21 protein-coding genes are annotated in these 23,113 nt (G+C 40.7%); 12 read left to right on the forward strand and 9 right to left on the reverse strand.

Going from position 1 to position 23,113, the window contains the following annotated elements; genetic code table 11:
- Window positions 1–117: 117 nt before the first annotated feature.
- The 9 genes from AWW72_RS10975 to AWW72_RS11015 all read left to right on the forward strand — a co-directional run bounded on the left by AWW72_RS10975 (window position 118) and on the right by AWW72_RS11015 (window position 10,463).
- Window positions 118–756, forward strand: coding sequence for a GNAT family N-acetyltransferase (locus tag AWW72_RS10975; RefSeq protein WP_005257401.1), 639 nt, complete (start codon window positions 118–120; stop codon window positions 754–756).
- Window positions 757–992: 236 nt separating this feature from the next.
- Window positions 993–2,303: an MFS transporter gene (locus AWW72_RS10980; protein WP_062847356.1), complete on the forward strand. Its 1,311-nt coding sequence runs from the start codon at window positions 993–995 to the stop codon at window positions 2,301–2,303.
- Window positions 2,304–2,656: 353 nt separating this feature from the next.
- Window positions 2,657–4,786, forward strand: a complete 2,130-nt coding sequence (mtlD, locus tag AWW72_RS10985; protein WP_062847357.1) for a bifunctional mannitol-1-phosphate dehydrogenase/phosphatase — start codon at window positions 2,657–2,659, stop codon at window positions 4,784–4,786.
- Window positions 4,787–5,118: 332 nt separating this feature from the next.
- On the forward strand, window positions 5,119–5,742 hold the full coding sequence (locus AWW72_RS10990; protein WP_062847358.1) for a 2'-5' RNA ligase family protein: 624 nt from the start codon (window positions 5,119–5,121) through the stop codon (window positions 5,740–5,742).
- A gap of 2 nt (window positions 5,743–5,744) precedes the next feature.
- Window positions 5,745–6,263 (forward strand): bifunctional adenosylcobinamide kinase/adenosylcobinamide-phosphate guanylyltransferase, encoded by a 519-nt coding sequence (gene cobU, locus AWW72_RS10995; RefSeq protein ID WP_005257409.1) that lies wholly within the window; start codon window positions 5,745–5,747, stop codon window positions 6,261–6,263.
- 1 nt (window position 6,264) lies between these two features.
- The gene (gene cobT, locus AWW72_RS11000; protein WP_062847359.1) at window positions 6,265–7,335 is read left to right on the forward strand and encodes a nicotinate-nucleotide--dimethylbenzimidazole phosphoribosyltransferase; all 1,071 of its coding nucleotides are present in this window, start codon (window positions 6,265–6,267) and stop codon (window positions 7,333–7,335) included.
- Window positions 7,325–7,924, forward strand: coding sequence for a histidine phosphatase family protein (locus AWW72_RS11005; RefSeq protein WP_062847360.1), 600 nt, complete (start codon window positions 7,325–7,327; stop codon window positions 7,922–7,924). Before cobT ends, AWW72_RS11005 begins: the two co-directional genes overlap by 11 nt.
- Window positions 7,925–8,037: 113 nt before the next feature.
- Window positions 8,038–9,621: a histidine phosphatase family protein gene (locus AWW72_RS11010; protein ID WP_062847361.1), complete on the forward strand. Its 1,584-nt coding sequence runs from the start codon at window positions 8,038–8,040 to the stop codon at window positions 9,619–9,621.
- Window positions 9,622–9,722: 101 nt separating this feature from the next.
- A complete protein-coding gene (locus AWW72_RS11015; RefSeq protein ID WP_062847362.1) occupies window positions 9,723–10,463 on the forward strand; it encodes an adenosylcobinamide-GDP ribazoletransferase in 741 nt (246 codons plus the stop codon).
- A 49-nt stretch (window positions 10,464–10,512) separates the two neighbouring features.
- Here the strand turns inward: AWW72_RS11015 and AWW72_RS11020 are convergent, their stop codons facing one another.
- The 7 genes from AWW72_RS11020 to AWW72_RS11050 all read right to left on the reverse strand — a co-directional run bounded on the left by AWW72_RS11020 (window position 10,513) and on the right by AWW72_RS11050 (window position 17,871).
- A complete protein-coding gene (locus AWW72_RS11020) occupies window positions 10,513–12,624 on the reverse strand; it encodes a TonB-dependent receptor (RefSeq protein WP_062847363.1) in 2,112 nt (703 codons plus the stop codon).
- Between the two features lie 72 nt (window positions 12,625–12,696).
- Window positions 12,697–13,200 carry a hypothetical protein gene (locus tag AWW72_RS11025; RefSeq protein ID WP_062847364.1) on the reverse strand — a complete coding sequence of 168 codons (504 nt, stop codon included), beginning with the start codon at window positions 13,198–13,200 and terminating at the stop codon, window positions 12,697–12,699.
- A 128-nt stretch (window positions 13,201–13,328) separates the two neighbouring features.
- Entirely contained in the window at window positions 13,329–14,420 is a 1,092-nt protein-coding gene (locus tag AWW72_RS11030; RefSeq protein ID WP_004772077.1) for a 3-deoxy-7-phosphoheptulonate synthase, read from the reverse strand.
- Between the two features lie 118 nt (window positions 14,421–14,538).
- Window positions 14,539–15,426 (reverse strand): sulfite exporter TauE/SafE family protein, encoded by an 888-nt coding sequence (locus AWW72_RS11035; RefSeq protein ID WP_004772078.1) that lies wholly within the window; start codon window positions 15,424–15,426, stop codon window positions 14,539–14,541.
- A gap of 323 nt (window positions 15,427–15,749) precedes the next feature.
- Window positions 15,750–16,022, reverse strand: coding sequence for a hypothetical protein (locus tag AWW72_RS11040; RefSeq protein WP_062847365.1), 273 nt, complete (start codon window positions 16,020–16,022; stop codon window positions 15,750–15,752).
- Window positions 16,019–17,575, reverse strand: a complete 1,557-nt coding sequence (locus AWW72_RS11045; protein ID WP_062847366.1) for a PepSY-associated TM helix domain-containing protein — start codon at window positions 17,573–17,575, stop codon at window positions 16,019–16,021. Before AWW72_RS11045 ends, AWW72_RS11040 begins: the two co-directional genes overlap by 4 nt.
- A gap of 2 nt (window positions 17,576–17,577) precedes the next feature.
- Entirely contained in the window at window positions 17,578–17,871 is a 294-nt protein-coding gene (locus AWW72_RS11050) for a hypothetical protein (protein WP_062847367.1), read from the reverse strand.
- A 152-nt stretch (window positions 17,872–18,023) separates the two neighbouring features.
- Between AWW72_RS11050 and lpxB the strand changes: the two genes are divergently transcribed.
- Window positions 18,024–19,298: a lipid-A-disaccharide synthase gene (gene lpxB, locus AWW72_RS11055; protein ID WP_502686079.1), complete on the forward strand. Its 1,275-nt coding sequence runs from the start codon at window positions 18,024–18,026 to the stop codon at window positions 19,296–19,298.
- Window positions 19,299–19,341: 43 nt separating this feature from the next.
- Here the strand turns inward: lpxB and AWW72_RS11060 are convergent, their stop codons facing one another.
- Window positions 19,342–20,211 (reverse strand): DUF2797 domain-containing protein, encoded by an 870-nt coding sequence (locus AWW72_RS11060; protein WP_005257426.1) that lies wholly within the window; start codon window positions 20,209–20,211, stop codon window positions 19,342–19,344.
- Between the two features lie 38 nt (window positions 20,212–20,249).
- Between AWW72_RS11060 and AWW72_RS11065 the strand changes: the two genes are divergently transcribed.
- Window positions 20,250–20,711: a DUF6231 family protein gene (locus AWW72_RS11065; protein WP_004772084.1), complete on the forward strand. Its 462-nt coding sequence runs from the start codon at window positions 20,250–20,252 to the stop codon at window positions 20,709–20,711.
- A gap of 149 nt (window positions 20,712–20,860) precedes the next feature.
- Entirely contained in the window at window positions 20,861–21,478 is a 618-nt protein-coding gene (locus tag AWW72_RS11070; protein WP_062847369.1) for a YidB family protein, read from the forward strand.
- A gap of 89 nt (window positions 21,479–21,567) precedes the next feature.
- Here the strand turns inward: AWW72_RS11070 and AWW72_RS11075 are convergent, their stop codons facing one another.
- A complete protein-coding gene (locus AWW72_RS11075) occupies window positions 21,568–23,073 on the reverse strand; it encodes a purine-cytosine permease family protein (protein WP_062847370.1) in 1,506 nt (501 codons plus the stop codon).
- Window positions 23,074–23,113 lie beyond the last annotated feature (40 nt).

The following is a 23,113-nucleotide window of genomic DNA, read 5'->3' on the forward strand; positions in this document are numbered from 1 at the left end:
TGTTTAGTGATCTTCGCCAGATGCAGTTCATTAACAAAAAACAAGAAAAAGAACGCTTTTTGTCTTAATAAAATTGATTATCATTATCATCTAATATTAAAGGCAAGGAATATCTTAATGCTTACACTGTCACAAAAACTCCCTGATTATTTTGAGTATTATGAAGATGGGACACAATATTATGTCCGCCAAGTCCAATATCCTCAGGATATTCCTTTATTGCATCAATGGATGCATGAGCCACACGTAATTCCTCAATGGCAACTGAATAAGTCTGAACTTGAACTACAAGTTTATTTCGACAAAATGCTGGCCGATGACCATCAACGTTTAATGATTGTGGGTGTTGATGGCAAGGATGTGGGATATACCGAAATTTATGAAGGGAAACGTGATCGCTTAGGGCGTTATTACGACGGTGATGAGCACGATCTTGGCTGGCATTTGCTTTTTGGAGATAAATCCGTTTTTGGTAAAGGCTTTTTAAGACCGACCATCCGTTTATTGAGTTTTTATATTTTTGAGAATTCTGAAGCGAAAAAAATTGTAGGCGAACCAGACCATACCGTAAAACCTTATGCAGCCGTGGTGGCGGATCTGTGCTATGAGAGCCAGCGTTTAATTCCAATGCCCGAAAAAACGGCGATGTTGTATTACTGTTTTAGAGAAACATTTTACGACAAGTTTGGCGAATATTATGCTGCTTCACAGCAGCAATCTACCCAGCAGCAGTCTCAAGATTTAAGCCTGACTTAGACTGAATTTAAGATTTAGATTGAAGATAAGCCTCAACTTGTGTTGAGGTTTTTTTATATAGAAAGCATCATTTTAAAAATAAATAATATATTGATATGTAAAATTAAAAAAAGGTTTTTGATTAACAAAACAACATATTGTTATTTGCTTAATTTACGAATATCATAAACCGATTATGAATAAAGTAATTATGGATTGCAAAATTATATGTAAAGCAACATGGAGAAGGAATCACCATGAAAGAAGTTGCATTAAATGATTTAATCGACCAGCAGCGCGTTGGGCGTTATCAAAAATTTATTCTATTTACCTGCTTATTGCTGATGATCATGGATGGCTATGATATTCAGGCAATGGCTTATGCCGCGCCGATGATTATAGAAGCGTGGGGCGTCGAAAAAACCATGTTAGGCGTGGTGTTTAGCGCCAGTTTATTTGGATTGTTTGTTGGTTCATTTGTTTTAAGTTCGCTGTCAGATCGGTTTGGTCGTCGTCCAATCTTATTGATCTCAACCTTAATATTTTCTGTATTGATGTTATGGACACCGCATGTCGCTAATATTGAACAGCTCGCTGTTATACGTTTTATCACGGGCATTTTCTTAGGCGGTATCATGCCGAATGCCATGGCCTATAGCTCTGAAATTGTACCTAACAAATATCGTATTTTGACCATGATGGTGATTTCTTGTGGTTATACAGTCGGTGCCATGCTGGGGGGAGGAATTTCTGCATTACTTACGCCTATAGGCGGATGGCAGGCAATTTTTTATTTTGGTGGCATTATTCCTCTGATCATTTTCTTTATTATGCTGTTTAAACTACCAGAGTCATTGTATTTCTTAGGTGAACACAAAAAGAATGAGAAAACGATTCTATTCTGGCTGAAGAAATTTTATCCAGCATTGGAACTCAACACAGCAACTCAAATCATTGGCAATATCGGCCCTAAAATCAAAAAGTCACCATTGGAGTTATTTAAAAATAAGCGGGCTTTTTTTACCTACTCGATCTGGGTGATCAGTATCTTAAATATGATCAGTCTGTATTTTCTCGCCAACTGGTTACCGACCTTATCGAAAGAGTCCGGCCTTTCTTTGAATCAGGCATTGATGATTGGTTCAACGTTACAGTTGGGCGGTACGATTGGCAGTATCGTGATGGGTTTAAAAATTGACAAGATTGGTTTTTATAAGGTTTTAGTTCCAGTGTTTATAGTGGCTGCTGTTAGTGTTGCCCTGATTGGATATTCGGTCAGTCATATTGCCTTGTTATTTGTGGTTATCTTTATTGCGGGCTTTGCGATTGTTGGTGGGCAACCTGCTATTAATGCGCTCTCTGCAAGTTATTATCCAGTTTCATTGCGTACAACGGGTGTGGGCTGGAGTATTGGGATTGCCCGTTTAGGTTCAGTGATCGGGCCATTATTCGGTGGATATCTGGCTAAATCTTTGGTCATTACCCATTTATTTGTGATTGCAGCCATTCCATCTCTATGTGTGATTTTCATGTTGTTGGTGCAGGCCAAATATAGAGTAGATCTTTGAATTTCAAGGCCGCGTTCTGCGGCTTTTTTTTGCTATTTCATTCTATTACCGAAATGGGTACTCGATTTGATATCCATAAATAGTTAAAAATATTCTATTTTTCCACTTTATTTGTCTATTTCCTATTTAATTATAAGTCGGGTTTATTCTATATCATCAAAGTTGCTGATTAAAAATCAATCATTGTTTTGTTGGGGATGCAAGTAATCTTTACAAATTTAGTCAACTATAAGCTGAAAAAAATAACTTAAGGTTATTTTTTAATCAAATTTATTTCATTTATTTACAGTCTAAATTTTGTCATGATTTTTTAGTTAATCTAATAAGCGCAATAACAAAACAAAGGAGTAAAGATGCTGATTTTTCATGATTATCCTGTTCAGGGAGCGCTTTTTGATATGGATGGCACAATGTTTGATACTGAGCGGTTACGCTTTCAAACATTAAAACAGGCGTCCCAAGAACTCATTGGACAGGAATTTTCAGATGAATATTTAATGCAGTGTCTTGGACTCAGTGCAAAAACTGCTGAACAGCTTGCCCAAACTTTTTATGGTGAAGATGTTCCTTATCAAGCAATCCGAAGACGTGCTGATGAACTTGAACTAGAATCAGTTCGTCATAATGGTGTTCCGATCAAAAAGGGCCTGATTCAGGTACTGGAACGTTTACGCAAGTCTGGTTTAAGAATGGCTGTCGCGACATCAAGTCGTCGGGCAATTGCCGAAGAATACCTGATCAATGCCAATGTCTATAAATTTTTTGATCTTCTGGTGTGTGGTGACGAAGTCGAAAAAGGTAAACCACATCCTGAAATTTTTATTAAAGCTGCGCAGAAATTAAATTTGCAGCCTCAACAATGTTTGATGTTTGAAGATTCTGAAAACGGGATCTGCTCAGCCTGCGATGCGGGCGGGATCACCATTTTATTTAAAGATATAAAAGAACCCAATGACAGTATGCTTGCCAAAGCAAATTTCTATTATCAGGATATGTATGAGTGCTTGAATGCACTGGATCAATATATTCCTGAAATGGGAATGCCGCAGTTACAAGAACCATTTCCGCAAAGTATCAACCAACTGACCGTCGGGATTCATGGTTTTGGCGCCATCGGTGGTGGTTATATCGCACAGGTATTGTCACATTGGGATGGTTTTACCAGACCCAAACGTATTCTCGCTTCAACCAGAAATCGCTTGTACTTGGAATCAGTCAATAGTTTTGGCAGCTACAGTATCCGTTATGGACAATCCTCGTATGATGAGCGGATTGAGAATCTGACTGTAATCGATGCAGACAATGAACAGCAGATGCTCGAGATGTATATGCATTCAAGTCTGATTGCGCTGTGTTTGCCTGAACAGGCTATTGCATCGGAAGCGAAAACAATTGCAAGAGGACTATTGGCGCGTTTTATGTCGCAAGATACGGAAGAGCATGAGCCGATTACCTTCTTGATTATCCTGAATAAAGTCTGTGCAAAATATCTGGTACTGAAAAATATCCGTGAAGCCTTGCTCGAGATCACCGATGAGGATATTGCGGAGCATATTCTAAGTGAACACTATTTTTGCGATACCGTCGTTAACCGAATGGTGGCAAAGCTGACCGATCAAGCCTTATATCGCCAGTTGAATATCAAACACCGCTTATTCAAACAATATCAATCCGATCTGAATGATGAGGCCATCGAGTTGTCAGATGAAACCGCGTTGACCGAGAAACAAGAACAGCAGATCACCAACTGTTTGGCGGATATGCGTGGTCAATTTCAGGCGGGTCAGTTTTTGCAGAATATGGATTTGATCCTGTTCCATAGCGAAACAGATATGCCGATTTATGTGGAAAATCGTAGCCCGATCCTCAATAAAATGCGCCAAATGATTCTGGTTGAGCAGATTTCTGATATTCAGATCATTAAAAATCGTTTGTGGAATGGCTGCCATGCCATGACGGCCTGGTATGCCAGTATGCATGGCCATGACATGATCGGGATTGCGTTAGCGGATGCCAAGATCAAGAAATATGTGGAGCAGGTGGTTGAGGAAGTAAAACTAGGTTTAGCGAATATTGTACCGAATCAGGCCAAAGAGCTAGATCGAATGGCGGAGAGTTTTCTACATTCTTGCCGCTCTGCTTATAAAGATACGTGTGAACGGGTGGCTCGCGATCCGCTGAGAAAACTAGGCTTCAATGAGCGCGTATTTGGCAGTCTGGAAAATCATATTCAGCAGCAATTGCCTTATCAAAAGATCCTGCAAGGAGCGATTTATGGCTATGTCTATACATTAAGACAGCTTGAAATTGAGGAGCTGGAGATTGTTCAGCATATCCGTAAGAACGTGGAAATGATGGATCTCACTTCAACTCAAAAGAAAGCTTTATTGGATATGCTTTATCAGGGCATCCAGTCGGAAATGCATGGGGAAACCTTCACTTACCATTTCGATGGACTTAAAGCCCCATCTGAAGTGGTGTAGATATTTAGCAGTATACATTGCCTTGAATAACACAGCTTTAAATCGATAAAGTTGTGTTATCTCTGATATAGATTTTAGGCATTGAATAATGCGCTGGATACGCCGAGTTTGTGGCATAGTTCTGATTTGAGGTCAGTATCGTATCAGCTTATATCTAGAAGGTTTTAGTGTTGACTAAACTACAATTTAATAATGCTATGTGCTCATATCATTTGATATTTCCTAATTTTATTTTCGAAAGATTGACAAGGCTGAGAGATAAACAATTATTTTAATTCAGTCTATGCTTATGTTTTAATGGCATATTCCATATTTTGTTGAATCTATATTTTGTGTTATTGAAACCATCAACCCAACTGTGTCCGACCGTCGTTCGAGACTATTCTGAGTGGCATCGTGGCCGTTCAGACTATGGGTTATGGTATCTTGAAATTGATCAGCCTGAACTAATTGAATATTTAGACCAGATTCGGGCAAATTTCTCAGATTTACTGATTCCTGCCAATCAACGTCAATATCACATTACCTTATTTGTATGTGGGTTTCTGACATCCGCAGAGAAGCAATACAATGATGATTTTCAGATTCAACAATTACAACAACAGATGAAGCAACTGCAAAATCTGGAGCTATCTTCGTTCGAGTTAGAGATTGCCCAACTGGATAGCTTTAGCAGTGCCTTATTTTTGCAAGTGAAAGATACGGATCAAATTCTGGAAAAAATTCGTCGGCAACTGGCTTCAGTGTCAGATGAAATTGCTGCGCTTGAGTATTGTCCGCATATTACTTTAGGTCTGTATCGCGAAGCATGGCAGAGTGATCAGGTGCTAGAGCGAATTCAGCAATTGCCCGTTAAAAAGTGGAAAGTTCAAGTGAAGCAACTCACTTTCGGCTATTATAAGGCACAGATTTTACAAGGATTACTGTATCCTTATCAGCAAATTGAATTGGGTTAGATATGTTGCAACTGATTTTAGGCGGCGCACGTTCTGGGAAAAGTCGTTTGGCAGAACAAATCGCCAAGGATTCTGGCTTGTCGGTTGTATATATTGCCACAGCGCAGGCGCTGGATGACGAAATGCAGCAGCGTATTGAGCATCATCGGCAGCAACGTCCTGAACATTGGCAAGTGTGTGAAGAACCAATTTATCTGGCTGATCGACTGTTGCAATGTGACCAACCCAATCAACTGATTCTGGTGGATTGCCTGACTTTATGGTTGACCAATTTATTATTGGCTGAAGATACGACATTACAACAGCAACAAACCGAAAAATTCTTGGCAGTCTTAGCTCAACTGCAAGCTCAGATCATTCTGGTCAGTAACGAAACTGGGCTTGGTGTGGTTCCAATGGGAGAAATCAGCCGCCGTTTTGTGGATGAAGCGGGGCGTTTGCATCAGGCACTGGGTCAACTCGCCCATAAGGTCACGTTTTGTGTCGCAGGCCTTCCAATGATTTTAAAAGATGAGAAATAATATGACTGAACATGAGCAATGGTTTTTAGCGGCGATTCAACAACCTGATCTGGATGCAAAACAGCAAGCTGAACAACGTCAGCTTCAACTGACCAAGCCTACAGGAGCGTTAGGTGATCTGGAACGAATCGCAATTGATCTGGCTGCTTTGCAAGGAACAGTTCACCCTCAGATTCAGCAACCCTGGATCACGATTTTTGCGGGTGATCACGGCGTAGTTGCTGAAAATATCTCGGCTTACCCGCAAGCCGTGACCCGCCAAATGCTACAAAACTTTGCGACTGGTGGTGCAGCGATTAGCGTCATTGCCAAACATCATCAAGCACATTTACAAGTCATTGATTGTGGTACGGTCGGTGATGCTTATGAATATGCAGGTGTGGAGCGTCATTGTATTCGTGCAGGCACCGCCAATTTTGTTGAACAAGCTGCAATGACAGAGCAGGAATGTTTAGCGGCTTTACAGTTGGGTAAGGCCAGCGTGGAGCGCGCCAAAGCACAAGCTGCAGATATTTTTATTGCAGGTGAGATGGGAATTGGCAATACCTGTTCTGCTTCAGCCTTGGCCGGTTTATTGTTAAATGAAGATGCTGCACAACTCACAGGTGTTGGAACTGGCATTACCAATCAGCAACTACAACATAAAATCAATGTGATTGATCAAGCGATAAAGCTTCACCAAACAGAAGTTAAAAATGATGCCTTAAACACTCTGTCAGCGGTCGGCGGTCTGGAAATTGCCGCGATGACAGGTGCCTATATCCGTTGTGCGCAAATTGGCTTACCAGTCGTGGTGGATGGTTTTATCAGTTCGGTTGCTGCTTTATGCGCAGTCCGTATTCAACCCCAGAGTCGGGCATGGATGCTATTCGGACACCAGTCAGCTGAGTACGGGCATCAACGTGTTTTACAAGAACTGAATGCGCAGCCTATTTTGAAAATGAACTTGCGTTTGGGGGAAGGCAGTGGTGCTGGTGCTGCATTATCCATGATCCAGCTTGCTTGTGTTTTACATAATCAAATGGCGACTTTTGCCGAAGCAGCCGTGACAGGTGACAAAGTTGCACCTTGATTTACTGCGCCATGGTGAAACGACATTCAGTCATACATTGCGTGGTCATCTGGATGATGAGCTGACAGAACAGGGTTGGTTGCAGATGCAATCGACCATTCAGCAAGCTCTGAATTCGCAGATGCATTGGGATGTGATTATCAGTTCACCTTTACAGCGTTGCCAAAAGTTTGCGGTTGCATTGGCCCAGCAATTAGAAAAACCACTTTTGCTTCATACTGAAATGAAGGAAATGTTCTTTGGTGATTGGGAAGGTGTTTCAACCCAAACCATTTATGAAACAGAGCCTGAGTTATTGGCAAATTTCTGGCAATTTCCCACGCAATATCATGCACCGAATGGGGAAAGCTTTGCCCAGTTCCAGCAGCGAGTCATGCATGGGGTGAATCATATTTATAACGAAATGCAGCAGAATCATTGGCATAGGGCCTTGGTTGTGACACATGGCGGGGTAATTAAATTATTGACCTGCCTAGCACGTCAACAGGCGCTAGATGATTTATTAAAAATGCCAGCCGAGCTTGGAAAGCTATACTCACTCAAATTGATCCATCGCGACAATGAGATTCATTTTGTAGAAAATAAATAAATGGGAAAATGACCTTGTCGATTATTCTATAACTGAGTAAAAAGCTGTAATCGAACTGTCATTGCCACTGCCTATGATACAGGTCAATTTCTTGACCTATAATCAAATCTTTCATGAATATATTATTTAAAAGCAGTGTGTTATGCGCAAGCATTTTATTGACAGCTTGTAATAACGATGATCATCAACAAAATCAGTCATCACCTGAAACCACTCCACAATCAAAATATTATCAAACCAAAACACCGTATCAACCGCAGCAAGATCTGAAAAAATACGAAGCTATTCCACAAGGTTTTCAACCCGTCTTTACCGAGCTTGTTGCACGTCATGGCTCTAGAGGTTTGTCGAGTATCAAATATGATTTGGCACTTTATAACTTGTGGAAACAGGCCAAAGCAGAAAATGCCTTAACGCCGTTAGGGGAGCAACTTGGGGCTGATCTGGAAAGTATGATGAAGGCCAATATTCTGCTGGGCTATGGCGTGGAAGGGATTCGACAGTTCGGATATGGCAATGAAAGCATGCAAGGTATACAGGAGCATCGAGGTATTGCAGATCGTCTATTACAGCGCTTACCAGATCTGTTTAAAACCGCTTCGACACAGCCTGCCTCAATTTTAGTGCAAAGTTCAGGTGTTGATCGTGCTGTGGATAGTGCGAAATTCTTTACGGCTGAGCTGATTCAGCAGCAACCTCAACTTAAAAACCAGATTACGCCAGTGTCATATACCAGTCTGGCCAGCAGCAGTGTGCCATCAGTTGAAGATGGAGGTGTAGATCGTTTTAAACTGTATTTTCACAGCTTGAATAAAGACAGTGATTTAACTGAACCCTTATCCGCTCAGCAACAGGCAATCTATGATGCAAGTCAGGCTTATCAACAGTTTGAGGAAGATGATGCTGATTTGGCAAATAAACTAAGTGAACTTGCCCAAAATAGCAAAGCTGAACAGATAGCCATGAATGTGCTTACTCCTATTTTCAAATCAGAATTTATTCAAAAATTAGGTTCAGCAGGATATCGCTTTAACAATACGGGTTCCTATACGGTGACAGCGCCAAATGGCGAAAGCATTACTGAAAAAGGTAAAGGCAAAAATACCATTGCCAGTGCTGTGGATGCCGCTGCCTATGTGTATGAGCTGTATTCAATTGCAGGCGGCATGCAAACAGAGCTAAAAAATATTGATTTTGATAAATATATGCCACTAGAAGCTGCAAAATTTTATGCTGAATTTAACGATGCCAATGATTTTTATAGCAAAGGGCCAAGCTTTACTGAATCGAAGAATGTTACTAGTGCAATTGCCCAAGGCTTAAAACAGGATTTATTTAAACAGGTCGATGCGATAGTTGATAAGCAGCAAACGCATCGTGCGGTATTACGTTTTGCACATGCCGAAATCATCATTCCTTTGGCAACCAGTCTGGAATTGCATGACATGATGCAGCCGCTGCCTTTACGTCAAACTTATAATTATACCCATAGTAAATGGCGTGGTGAGTTTGTGTCGCCGATGGCTGCAAACCTACAGTGGGATATTTACCAGAATACACAAGGAACAACTTTGGTGAAGATGTTCTATAACGAAAAAGAGACCTTGTTTAAGCCAAACTGTAACTATGCGCGTTATAGCACTAACAGCTTCTATTATGACTATTTGAAGCTGAAACAATGTTATCAAATTCAATAAGCTGACTTATTTTATATTTTCATTTGGGAATAGCTTGCTATTCCCAATTTTATTTCTTCATAATCATTTCATGATAAATCTTTTGAATTGAGCTGTTTCGCATGACACCTTTCTGGATTGCCTTGCAATTTTTGACGGTTTTGCCAATTGAACTAAAAAACATGCCAAGTGCAAAGCAAAATGGTCAGGCCTTGCTGTTTTATCCTGTGGTTGGTTTATTGATTGGACTGATGTTATTTGCGTTCGCGCTTATATTGGCAAAACTTCCTATTGTGTTCAGTGCAGCGCTCATTCTGGTGCTATGGATCTGGCTGACTGGTGGCCTACATCTTGATGGACTCGCGGATACCGCAGATGCATGGGTGGGTGGCTTTGGTGATCCAGAACGAACCCTGAAAATCATTAAAGATCCAGCGTGTGGCCCGATCGGGGTATTAAGCCTGATTGCGGTATGTCTGCTTAAATTTGTCGCACTCTATGTGTTGCTTGAACAAAAGCTTGAAGCATTTCTTATTGTATTGCCCATGCTTGGACGTAGTGTGCCGCTATTTTTATTCCTCACGACACGCTATGTACGTGCGCAGGGACTGGCAAGTTCAATGCTTGAGAATATACCACGACTAGCAATATGGATGGTTTTTGTCATTACAATAGCATTGCTTTGTGCATTCAAATGGACAGGTTTAGTCAGCTTGTTCAGTTTTTTGATCATTATTTTTTATTTACGTGGGCTTTTTATCAAGCGTATTGGCGGGATTACGGGTGATACGGTGGGTGCTGCAATTGAACTGAGTGAGACGGGTTTGATGCTGAGCTTTGTGATTGCCTCATTTTATATTTAAGCCTTAAGATATGGCCTCAGTTGAAGCCATATCTTTTATTCAGTCGCTTTTATTTTCCAAAATGATAGCGCAAACCTAATAAATAAGTCCGCGGCGCAGCTGGTGTATAGCTTGCCTGATTATTGCTAAAAGATGTACTTTCAGCGTAATGCACATCGGTGGCATTGATGACTTGACCAAACACTTCATAAGCATTTTTACGATAGTTAGCACGTAAGTTCAGTAAGGTGTGTCCATCATATTTTTCTGTATTGGCATCATTGATCCAGTAAGATCCGACATAGACACCTTCTACAGCAAGTAATAATTCAGGAACCGGTTTGATCTGATATTCAACTGTGCCAAAGCTTTTGGGTGCGCTTGGCATGGTATTGCCGCTGTAATCGAGTGAACTTGAGGGTTGAAACGCTTTATATTCGTGTTTTGCAAAGCTACCTGAAACTTTTAAACGCTGATCATAAAGTGCATTGATCTTCCATGTGCCGCCAATTTCTATCCCTTGATGCAGGGTTTTACCAGCATTGCGTGGTTCGCGGGTATTATCTGGCTTGGTGTAATTTATGACTTCATCTTTGCCTTGTAAACGGTATAAGGTAATTTCCCCATCGACACGGTCATCCAGCAGTTTGAAGCGTAAACCGGCATCAATATTATCAAACGTCGCTTCTTTCAGATTTGGCGTGACCAGATTTGCGCCGTACAGGCTGCTTACTTCTGGCGGAACAAAGCCTTGCGACCAGTTACTGTAAATGTCCATAGCAGGCGTGATATTCCAGACAAAACCGACTTGTGGGCTGGCTTTATGGAAATTACGTTTTTCATCAGGTGCACCTGTTACTTTTGATGGGGTTAATTTATTGCTGTAGTCATAACTGATCCAGTCATAACGAGCACCACCGACCAGATTTAAGGTCGGAATAACCTGCCAGTTTGCTTGTGCATAGAGGGCCTGATTATTGACGTCAACATTAAAATCGCGTAGCAACTGGCGTTGTTTATAACCCGTATAAATCAGGCTGTCAGGATCACGGAAAACCTCGATATCATTGGTTTTGGCTTGATTCGGTGAGTAATCTGCCATTGCTCCAACAATCAGTTTGACCTGATCCAATGTGGCTGAATGCTGCATATTTAAGCCATAAGACTGAAATGCGTTATATGTGGTCTGTCCACTATATGTGCCAGTCGGTTTACCATTTTTGACATCGGTACGGATGCTATAACTTGGATTTTGTTCCGTGGTATTGTCACGATAATACACGGTGAACTGGCTTTGTTGCTGATCATTCCATTGGTGATTCAGCTGTGAAGAAATACGAGTGGCCTCAACCTCACGATCAGTAAAGGTCTGATAGCTATATCCAGGACGTTTACGGTAATCTTCCAGACTTAAATTGCCTGTCATATCTGCTTTGAGGTGGTTGTAGCTCACAATATTTTTGATTTGGGTTGCATCAGAAATACGCCAGTCATGCCTTAAGGTGATACTTTGCTTGTTACTTTCGGCATGGTCTTGCCAGCTGTCACCACGATCATTGGCATAGGCAGATAATCGCAAACCCTGTTCACCATACTCGGTTGCGAAGGTATTAGAAGCATCAATATCCAGACGGCGATAACCTTCTGAACTTGCGCTGATTCCTATATTTGCTGTCGGTGTTGCACTCGGTGCTTTGGTCAGGAAGTTGATGGTTCCACCAATGGCATTGCTTCCGTACAAGCTGCTGGCTGGACCACGCAAGATCTCGATACTGTCAATCCCCGCAAGGTTTACTTCATACAAGGCATTGTGGTTAAACACGCCCACAGGTCGAATTGAAATACCATCTTCAAGATATTGATAAACTGCCGCTGTGGTCATGGGCTGACGAATCGACATCATATGCTGTTCATTGCCCAGATCATTCATCAAAACACCAGGGCTTTGATTGATCAGTTGACCGATGAATGTTGCATGTTTATCTTCGATATCCTGACTGCCGATTTTACTGATCGCGGCAGGGGTATTATTAATCGATTCACCTTCACGACTGGCGGTAACCACAATGGTTGCCAGTGTTTGAGTTGAATCAGTTATTGGGGTTTCAGCAAAAGCAACGGAGTTATAGCTGACAGAAAGGCAAGCAGCCGCTAATACAGACAAACGGAATTGAGTATTCATTTTGAACTCTATAAAAAGCAATACATAAGGACGCGCCGTAGTTGTAACTGGGCACGAAGTAAAATTTGCGATTTATAAAGTGAGTGGCGGGGCTTGTTTAGTTGGGAAAATATAAAAGATGCGGGGTATATGCAGATCTTCTGTCCACGAATAACAGAGGCAGCGTACACGACTAAACCAAGCCAGTAGAAAGATAAAAATAAATGCAATCAACGGGATGAGAACAGCAGCATCAAGGCCATGTGTACACAAAGGGCAATGTTTCATGATCTGGCTGGCAAGCGCAAAAACTTCCTGTGCATGATCACTAAGATGTGCATGTTTAGAACTTTGCAGTTGTTGGGTATGATGCATGTCATGCATTGCATGTGAGTGATGGCCTGCGTGAGTCTGAGTCATCAATGATGCATTTTGAATCACTGTCACCTGACAATGACTTGGCATTGCATAAAGTGCAGGTACGATACCTGTATGGACCATCGTTGGTAAGAAGATATGCCAGAGTAAACACAGCAAAGTCACCGCGCCAAGAGAGGCACGCCACTTAAGCAAATGTTGACGAAAACTGGACTTCATATCAGCGATACGTCGTAGGGGAAATGTGGCAGCAGTATAATGAAAAAAAGAGGCTTATTCAAAAGATATCAGTGTAATTCAAAACAAAAAACAGGCCCATAAGAGCCTGTTTTACATCTATTTAAAGATTAACGATTTGGTAATACGTCTTTTAACGCTTCATGCATTTCTAGCAATGCTTTTTCAGTTGTTTCCCAGTCAATACAGCCATCAGTCACTGACTTGCCGTATTCAAGATCACACAGATTTTCTGGAATATCTTGACGACCACCTTTTAAGTGACTTTCCACCATGATCCCAACGATTGATTTGTTGCCATCAAGGATTTGTTCTGTGATATTTTTCAAAACCAAAGGCTGTAAGTACGGATCTTTGTTTGAGTTGGCATGGCTGGTATCAATCATGATCTTGTTGCTGACTTTCGCTTTTGCTAGAGCAGCTTCTGCTTCTGCAACAGATGTTGCATCATAGTTTGGCTTGCCATTACCACCACGTAATACTACGTGTGCATATGGGTTACCTTTGGTATTGATAATCGCAACCTGACCATTTTCATTCAGGCCTAAGAAGCTGTGACCATGTTTAACCGATTGCATCGCATTGGTTGCAACGGTTAAGCCGCCATCAGTACCATTTTTGAAGCCAACAGGTGATGAAAGACCAGAAGACATTTCACGGTGAGTCTGACTTTCAGTGGTACGTGCGCCAATCGCAGACCATGAAATTAAATCTTGATAATATTGCGGTGAGTTTGGATCAAGTGCTTCAGTCGCACAAGGTAATCCTTTTTCATTCAAATCAATCAATAAGCCACGACCAATGTGCAAGCCTTTTTCAATATTGAATGAGTCATTCATGTCTGGATCGTTGATCAAACCTTTCCAGCCCACCGTGGTACGCGGTTTTTCAAAATAAACACGCATTACTAGATATAAAGTATCTTTTACTTTTTCGCTCAGGACTTTTAGGCGATCAGCATATTCATGTGCAGCTTTAGGATCGTGGATTGAGCACGGACCAATCACGACAAACAAACGTTTGTCATTGCCATCTAAAATATTACGTACAGTAGCACGTCCTTGTAACACAGTTTGAGACGCAGCCTCAGATAATGGAAGATCAGCTTTCAATTCTGCTGGTGTAATCAGCGTTTGAATGCTTTTAATGTTTACATCATCGATATCGGGCTGAGAAACTGGATTTGACTGTAGAGTATTCATTGCTGTCACAAATTCAATCGAAAAAAGAGGTTATTTTGTCTGCGAATATAGCATGAAATGCCGACTGATTAACTAGCAATAACGATAATTTATGCAGAAAGCAGCGGCATTTGTTGGCTTAAACAATTGTTGTTGAATGACTTGTCTGCTGTACAACGACAGCCTGATGAGTCTCAACTGGCTTCGGTTTGGCTTTCACAGGGTTCACAATAAAGTTCACGCCCAAAGCAAATAAGGTAATCCCTAAAATTTTACGAATCAGTCTTTCTGGCATACGTGAGCTGATTAAAGTCCCGACAATAATCGCAGGGATAGAACCAACCAATAACCACATCAACAGACTAAAGTCGACGTTACCTGAAGACATATGACTAAGGCCTGCAACTGCTGTAAGTAAAACGGCATGCACCACGTCTGAACCAATAATACGGATCATCGGCAAGTTAGGAAACATTAGAACTAAAGCCATGATACCAAAGGCACCAGCACCCACTGACGAAAGGGTAACAAAGATACCTAATACGATTCCCATGATGACAATGTAATGACGTTTGTGTTGCAAAGCATGTTGTTCGCTTTCCATATTCGCTTGTTCACGGTTACGGAAACGGTCAAAGAATTTTTCAATCTGTGCACGAAAGACAATTGAAATACCCGTCAAGGTCAACATAAAGCCTAAAACCATAGTCAGCACAGCTTTATAATGCGTGGATTGACTTAGGTAATGTTCGAGTGCCCAAGAGGTCGCAAATGATGCTGGAATACTGCCTAATGCTAGCCAGAGTACGATCGGCCAGACAATATTGAGTTTTTTAGCATGGACAATAGAGCCGCAAAATTTAGAGATTGAGGCATATAACAAGTCTGTACCAATCGCGATATGAGGTTCGATTTTAAATAGACTGATCAGGATTGGGGTCATTAAAGAACCACCGCCGACGCCTGTGATACCAACACAGAAGCCAACCAATACCCCAGCCATAATAAATTCAATAGGACCAAACATCGACAATATGCCTAAATATGCAAAAATCAGCATATCTTATGCTTTTTTTAGATAACTCGTTGTGATGAATAGTGATTTACTTATGCAAAAAAACGCTAAAGAAAAAGATAGGTTCTCTTAGAATTTATTTTTGGATTAAGAGATAAAGGTGCAATGACAGCATGAAAACACCAAAAGCTTTATTCAGATAAAGCAGGCTGGAATGTGTTTGGATTCTGTCAGAAAAGGAATAATAATTTTTATAAATAAAATATATCAATGAGTTATGGTTTTTTAGACAACTTTTTACAAGTGGGGCTAAAAAGTTGCCTGACGGATTCATTTTATTTTTTAACAGGTTTAAGCTCATTAACCCAGAGTACCAATAAGAAAGTCACGGGCGTTGCGAAAATCCACCAGCTTATGAACCCAATCGAGCTGCCATATTCTAAACAAAGCAGGCTACCTGCAAGCAAAAAGCATAGATAAGCCAGTACCTTGAGCTGTATTTGATAGTGAATGACAAACTGTTGTTTTGTTTTACTCATCTGCTTAGAACTACATTTATAGAGCAGCAGCATCCCAACAAGTATCAATACGAGACTCAAAAGAATCATGCTTTCACCTCATTTTTGGCTAACTTCGCTTTAATTTTTTGAGCGGATTTTTCCTGAATCGGTTGGATATTTCTAAAAATAAATACAGCAAACAAAGCACAGGCCATTAGGAATAAATCAATTCGTAAGAATAGCCAATAACTTTGCAGATCTGTGATGAACTGATGATTGATGAGATAGAGCAAATTATAGAGAGGGAGAATCAAAGCCACTAATCCAAAAATTAGTACCTGTGATTTCCATAAATATTGCTTTTTCGTCAATAAGGCGATGATAAAACTTAAACCCCAAACGCTGAAAAAGGTATAGATTTCATAATTGGGTGTGGTTTCGGTCACATGTACAAATCGATTGGCAAATAAATAGCTGAGCATTGCAGTGGGCAGACCAACAAATGCAGCGACATTCAAACGATCAACCAGATAGTAACCGAAATGAAATTGATCAGATTTGTTTTGGATCTGACGTTTTAAGCTCCACAGCAATAGGCCTGAAGCAATCATTAAACAACCCAAAATACCTGAACAAAAGAATGCGAAGCGCAATACAGGTTGGGCGAAGGTCGCCATATGTAAGCCATAAACACCCGAATGTAAGGTTGCGACAGAACTATTATTACGGGTATTGCCGAGAATTTTGCCTGTGCCATCAAAGGTGATTTGTGCCTGATTTAAGGTGATTGATCGATCTTCTAATTGCTTAAAGGTAATTACTGCTTGATCAGTATTCGGATTTTTGACTTCAATTGATGCCAGTGCTTGTTCGCCCCATTGTTGCTTTACTTTTTCCAGCAGGGTGCTGATCGGTAGCATCTCAGCTTTATGAGGCTCGGTTTGATTTGTGGCACTCTTTTCAGTCGTTCTAATTTCAGTGAAAAACTGATAAGGATTCTCTGGATAAAGTTTTTGCATTCCCCATGGTAAATAGAGATAGAAGAAAATCGCTAAGCCTGTAAAGGTGATGGTCAGGAAAAAGGGAAGTGCGAGTACCGAAGAAACATTATGAAAATCCAGCCAGGAACGCTGCGATTTAAAGGTTCTCAGAGTAAAGAAATCGGTAAAAATCTTTTTATGGGTAATGATGCCTGAGACTAAGGCCACCAACATAATGAAAGCGGCAAGGCAGGCAATCAAACGCCCGATCATGATCGGGAATCCATACAACTGAAAATGGAAGTTATAAAAGAATTCTCCACCTTGAGTTGCCGACAATTTTAATTCCTGACCAGTATTGGCATCCAGACTACGACTTTCATAACTGCCGCTGGCTTGTTGCCAATACATTTTATTGACGGGTTCTTCGTGATTTGCCACTTTGAGATACCATGACTTGGCATCGCCGGCATGCTTTTGTAGATAATCGGCAGCAGTTGTGATGGCTGTATCCTGATTCACTTGAACCTGAGCCAGTTGCGGTTGCATCCACAAATTAATCTGATGTCGATAATATGAACTTGTTCCCATTAAGAAAATAGCAAACAAAAGCCAGCCAAAAATCAGACCGGTCCATGCATGTAACCATGCCATTGATTGGCGAACACCTTTATTTTGCATTTTTAATTTAAACCTACAGATATGCCAAACAATACGCCTGTTAAGCCCAGACTGATCAACGTGAGTTTCAATAATGAATGTGAGCAGAAACTAATAATGATGAAAATGAGATAAAAGAGAATCGCGATAAAAGCCGCCAGATAAATCGCCTCTGCTTTATCGAGTACATGGACAAATAATGAGGTCAGGCTAAGGCTTAAATAGATCATACAGAGGTAGCCCAGTACAAAGGTCAACGCAAAGCGATAGAAAATACTCAGTCGATAGACAAAGGTAAGCGAGGTTGATTTAGCCATAACGGGTCTTGATACGGAGGAAGGGAGAAATAAATCACATATGGGAATGATTCTTGTTAATATTAGCTATTCCTGCAATCTCAATCAATTGTCATTTCATCGTAAATCTAGATAGGTTTTCTGGAAAACAATGACATCTTAGATGAGAAATGATGTTCACCAATCGTGAACAAATTGCCAGATCATGTTTGATTCAGTGTAAAATCATTTTGTTAGAATCATTTAAATCTTTCTGTGGGGCGTGGGTCTTGTCAAAGCAAAAACTAAGAATTGGCATCGTGGTGGGAGAAGTTTCTGGAGATACGCTAGGGGTGAAACTCATGCGCAGTTTTCGTGAACAAGGCATCGATGTCGAATTTGAAGGTATTGGTGGGCCACAAATGATTGCGGAAGGTTTCCATAGCTATTATCCAATGGAAATCTTATCCGTCATGGGAATCGTGGAAGTTTTAAAAGACCTGAAAAAGTTATTTGCTGTCCGTGATGGTTTAGTTGAGCGCTGGACCGAGCATCCAGTGGATATATTTATTGGTATTGATGCACCAGATTTTAATTTGCGTTTGTCCAAAACCATTAAAGAAAAGAATTTACCAATAAAAACCGTGCAATATGTCAGTCCATCGGTATGGGCATGGCGTCAAGGCCGTGTGCATGGTATTAAACGCAGTATCGATCTGGTCCTTTGTTTATTTCCATTTGAAAAAAACTTCTATGAAAATTATGAGGTTGCTGCGGCGTTCGTCGGGCATCCTTTGGCAAAGCAGTTACCGTTAAAAAATCCAATTGCCGAAGCTAAGCATCAACTGGGTCTATCTGCACACAAGACTCACATCGCTTTATTACCTGGCAGTCGCCGTGGTGAAATCGAACGTTTACTGCCGTTGTTGACAGGTGCTGCTGACATCCTGCATCGCAAGCATCCTGAAGTCGAGTTTTTAATTCCTGCGATCAATGATGCACGTAAAAATCAGATTGAACAGGGCATTCAACACTTGGATGCTGGTTTAAAGTCGAAAATTCATGTGCTGGAAAATAGCGATGCAGAATCGAAGATTGGTCGTATGGTCATGAATGCCAGTGATATTGTGGCTTTGGCTTCTGGTACCGCGACACTCGAGGCAATGTTATTGCATCGTCCAATGGTAACCTTCTATAAGTTGAATTGGCTGACCTATATCATTGCCAAATTCTTGGTCAAGATTCCTTATTATTCTTTACCTAATATTATTGCAGGTAAAAAAGTCATTGAGGAACTGATTCAGGCCGATGCAACACCACATCATTTAGCCACTGAAATTGAGCGTTTAATGGATCATGAAACGGCGCATATTCAAATGATGCAACATTTAAGCATGCATAAACAATTGATCTCAGGCAATACCGAGGATCCTGTACAGGCAATTTTGAACTGTTTAAAAATGGGGTAAATAAAAAAGGTGGCATTGAAAGCCACCTTTTTTATGATGCGGATTAGGCACGAAGGATCAGTTCATAACCTGTATACTTGCGGATATTGATCACACCAATATCCATTAATAAATACTGGCCTTTAATGCCTTGCAATACACCACGAATTTTAGGTGTTTTATCCAGATTCAGTGATTTAATTTTTTCAGGATAATGTTCAACAGGATAGATAAACTCTCTTGGTTTTTCGTCCTCTAGAAATTCCAGATTCTCATTAAATTCAAGGTTTTGATTAAATTCTTCGCGAATACTTTGAATCTTAGGCGCAAATTCTTCCAGAATCTGATCACGTTTTTCAATGAGATCTAATGGCTCAGCTTCGCCTTTAAGAAGTTTACGCCAATCAGTTTTATCTGCGATTTGTGTACCAATTAAAGTTTCCAGATGGCCTGACAAACGACGTGAACCGACTTTCATGATCGGTAAAGCCTGAGTTGCACCTTGATCCAGCCAACGGGTTGGCATATTCACGATACGGGTAATCCCGATTTTCAAGGCACTTGAATTGGCTAAATAAACAATATGCGGCTGGAAGCAGACATCATGAGCGAACTGGTCTTCACGGCAAGTGCCTAAATGATAATGGCAGGTTTCAGGCTTCATAATACACAGGTCGCATTCTGCTTTTGTTTTAAAGCATTTGAAACAATGACCTTGTGAATAAGACTTCGGTGTTTTTGAGCCGCAAGAGGTACAAAAAATATTACCAGTCCATTCGATCTCGATTTCCTGCCCTAAAACAAAAGGTAGGTCAGTTTCTGTACGATCTAATATAAATTTATATTCAACATTTGCCTTGCTTGTTGATTGATCAGTTACACTATGCGTTTTGAGCGCTGCATGCATTTTATGACAAATGCCTTGTAGTTCCATTAATAAACTCTCATCTTTCTCAATCAAGGGTTGCAGTTATGGCTGAACAAAATGTCATCACTTCTATGCTAGACGATTTATCTCAAGAACAGCCCATTCATACTGCACTTTGTATAGGTCAGCAGATTGACCAAAATGCTTCAATTCAATGGCATTATTTTAACGTAACTGACTTTTTAAGTCTGCCATTTACGCAACGTTATGATTTAGGTTTTGTATTATTTGATACCGAAGAAATGCAAAATATTACCGAAACACAAAAAGCACAGCTTTTGGTGAAGTTGCGTGACCTTATGGCGAAGCGGATTGTGGTAGTGAGTAAGCGTGAAGATGAAAAGCTATTGCGTTCACTGGGTTTTACTCAACTGATTGATAAAACCACACATGACAGCGATTTTGCATTATGGCAATTTAATATTTTAACCTATAAACATGTGCCAGACTGGTTTAACTCCAAGTTCTGGGCCAATCCTGAAAACTGGGATAAATTCCGCTGGTAAACCGTGAATGCTGCGATTTAAATCTGATTGAGATTTCGGTCGGAGATTCGCAGCAAAGCCTTGCAAAATTTAACAATTTATCTTTGTGCTGTGTTTTCAAAGCAGCGTATGCTTTTGGAATAAATAATTCCAAAAGGAAAGTTTAGGTTATGACAAATTTAACCAATATTGTTGAAATTTTAGCGAAGCAAGCTTTAGGCGGCGGTCAACAACAGTCAGGTCAAGCTGGCGGTTTAGGTGGGATTTTAGGTTCGGTTCTTGGTCAGTTGGGTGGGCAACAGCAAAATACTCAAAACCAGCAAGGTGGTCTAGGCGGAATCTTAGGTTCTGTGTTGGGTCAATTAGGCGGTGGTGCAGGCTCAACTCAAAGTAATGCAACGGGTGGAAACACGGCACAAACGTTGTTGATTGCAGTTTTACCTTTAGTTTTGGCATGGATTCAAAAACAAGGCGGCTTACAAGGTGCTTTGGATAAATTGAAAAATGCTGGTTTAAGCAATCAGGTACAAAGCTGGGTTGATCCACAACAGCAAAATGCTGAAGATGTGCCTGCACAAAATATTCAAAGCTTATTTGATGATCAGGATGTAGAACAGGTTGCTCAGCAAACTCAAGCGCCTAAACAGGCAATTTACGGTGCTATTGCTTCGGTTTTACCACAAGTGATTGATTCATTGACGCCTCAAGGCAGCAGTACCAATCCTCAAGAAGCTAATCAGGATATTCAGCAAGTGTTGAATCTTGTGAGTGGTTTTTTAAAGAAATAAATGAATCTCAATGAAAAGCCTGTTCACATGAGCAGGCTTTTTTCTGGCTGAATGTTTATGGGTTAAGCTCTCTATCTGCTTTATTATGCTTAGTCTGAAACCAGTGATGGATTAGATTGCTGTTTTGCACTTTGAGCAGTTAATGTTGGGCTATACACTGAGCTTGGTTCAGGAAAGAATTTGAGCAGTAGAGTATAAAGCAGTGCCGCCAGTATGATACTAATAGGTAAGCTCAGATCGAGGCCATTAAAAAAATTTCCCCAGATCCCGACGAACTGATGAGGTAAGTGCACAAAGCATAGGCCGATGAATGCACTTGGAATCCATGCAATGAGACCACGCCAGTTCCAACCATGATGAAACCAATACACGCCACCTTTTATTCCAGTTGCAAATACTTGTAAATCATCATTTTTATAATAGCCTCTACGAGATACGAAACCAATAATCATAATAATGATCCATGGGCTGGTACACACGACAATGAGGGTAGCAAAGGTCGTGACACTTTGAGTCAAATTTGCCAGAAAACGACCGATAAAAATAAATAGGATAGAGAGGACACCAACGCATATTGTTGCTTTAACACGGCTAAGCAGCTTCGGAAAAATACTCGACATATCTAATCCTGTACCATATAAGGCGGTAGTTCCAGTAGATAAACCACCAATAAGCGCAATTAAACACAGCGGAAAAAAATACCAGGTAGGTGCTATGTGAATTAGCCCACCAATATAATTATTCTGTTGCATAAAGATAGGTACATGATTTGCAACAATCGTCGCTGTCATAAGACCAAATAGGAAGGGAATCAAGGTTGCAAGCTGGGAAGTAAAAACTGCCAGCATGATTTTATAGGATGAGGTCTCTTTGGGAATATAACGTGACCAGCCACCTAAGAAAGTTCCAAAGGAGATTGGATTACTAAATGCAATCAGCGCAGCGCCTGTAAAAGCAGCCCAAAAACCAGTTTCACCTAATTGAATCTGTCCTGCATAAGCTGAATCGAATTGTTGAGCAAAAGCAAAAAGGCCTAAAAAGAAGAGTAGGCTTGAGGTAATCACCGCAATTCGATTGACCAATAGCATAAAACGGAAACCATAGATACAAATAATCAGTACCAGCAAGGCAAAGCCGCTATACACCAATCCATAAACCCAATTATTTTGATAGGAACGATCAAACAAACGTTGAGTTGCACCAATGAGTGCATCACCAGAACTCCAAACCGATAGAGAAAAAAATGCAATGGCTGTAAGTAGGGATAGGAATGAGCCTACAATTCTGCCGTGTATGCCAAAATGTGCTCCTGAAGCCACGGCGTTATTGGTTCCTGTGCGCGCACCAAAAACTCCCATAGGCGCTAAAATACATGCACCGAATAGAACACCACACAAAATCGCCCATAAACCTGCTTGAAAAGAAAGACCAAATACAATGGGAAAACTTCCCAAGACACAGGTTGAAAAGGTATTGGCGCCACCAAAACTCAGGCGGAATAGATCAAATGGCGTTGCTGTACGCGCGTAAGTTGGTATTTCTTCAATACCATAACTTTCAATGTGTGTAATGGATTTAGAATGATCTTTCTTCATTTTGATTTTCCTTGTTTATTTATAAGAGACATCCTTGTCT

Source organism: Acinetobacter sp. NRRL B-65365 (genome assembly GCF_001605865.1).
GTDB lineage: Bacteria > Pseudomonadota > Gammaproteobacteria > Pseudomonadales > Moraxellaceae > Acinetobacter > Acinetobacter vivianii.

Bases quoted from the DNA above. Each gene is read 5' to 3' on its own strand.
- AWW72_RS10975 (WP_005257401.1), top strand. From the start codon at position 118: ATGCTTACACTGTCACAAAAACTCCCTGATTATTTTGAGTATTATGAA.
- AWW72_RS10980 (WP_062847356.1), top strand. From the start codon at position 993: ATGAAAGAAGTTGCATTAAATGATTTAATCGACCAGCAGCGCGTTGGG.
- mtlD (WP_062847357.1), top strand. From the start codon at position 2,657: ATGCTGATTTTTCATGATTATCCTGTTCAGGGAGCGCTTTTTGATATG.
- cobU (WP_005257409.1), top strand. From the start codon at position 5,745: ATGTTGCAACTGATTTTAGGCGGCGCACGTTCTGGGAAAAGTCGTTTG.
- cobT (WP_062847359.1), top strand. From the start codon at position 6,265: ATGACTGAACATGAGCAATGGTTTTTAGCGGCGATTCAACAACCTGAT.
- AWW72_RS11010 (WP_062847361.1), top strand. From the start codon at position 8,038: ATGAATATATTATTTAAAAGCAGTGTGTTATGCGCAAGCATTTTATTG.
- AWW72_RS11015 (WP_062847362.1), top strand. From the start codon at position 9,723: ATGACACCTTTCTGGATTGCCTTGCAATTTTTGACGGTTTTGCCAATT.
- AWW72_RS11020 (WP_062847363.1), bottom strand. From the start codon at position 12,624: ATGAATACTCAATTCCGTTTGTCTGTATTAGCGGCTGCTTGCCTTTCT.
- AWW72_RS11025 (WP_062847364.1), bottom strand. From the start codon at position 13,200: ATGAAGTCCAGTTTTCGTCAACATTTGCTTAAGTGGCGTGCCTCTCTT.
- AWW72_RS11030 (WP_004772077.1), bottom strand. From the start codon at position 14,420: ATGAATACTCTACAGTCAAATCCAGTTTCTCAGCCCGATATCGATGAT.
- AWW72_RS11035 (WP_004772078.1), bottom strand. From the start codon at position 15,426: ATGTTTGGTCCTATTGAATTTATTATGGCTGGGGTATTGGTTGGCTTC.
- AWW72_RS11040 (WP_062847365.1), bottom strand. From the start codon at position 16,022: ATGATTCTTTTGAGTCTCGTATTGATACTTGTTGGGATGCTGCTGCTC.
- AWW72_RS11045 (WP_062847366.1), bottom strand. From the start codon at position 17,575: ATGCAAAATAAAGGTGTTCGCCAATCAATGGCATGGTTACATGCATGG.
- AWW72_RS11050 (WP_062847367.1), bottom strand. From the start codon at position 17,871: ATGGCTAAATCAACCTCGCTTACCTTTGTCTATCGACTGAGTATTTTC.
- lpxB (WP_502686079.1), top strand. From the start codon at position 18,024: ATGTTCACCAATCGTGAACAAATTGCCAGATCATGTTTGATTCAGTGT.
- AWW72_RS11060 (WP_005257426.1), bottom strand. From the start codon at position 20,211: ATGGAACTACAAGGCATTTGTCATAAAATGCATGCAGCGCTCAAAACG.
- AWW72_RS11065 (WP_004772084.1), top strand. From the start codon at position 20,250: ATGGCTGAACAAAATGTCATCACTTCTATGCTAGACGATTTATCTCAA.
- AWW72_RS11070 (WP_062847369.1), top strand. From the start codon at position 20,861: ATGACAAATTTAACCAATATTGTTGAAATTTTAGCGAAGCAAGCTTTA.
- AWW72_RS11075 (WP_062847370.1), bottom strand. From the start codon at position 23,073: ATGAAGAAAGATCATTCTAAATCCATTACACACATTGAAAGTTATGGT.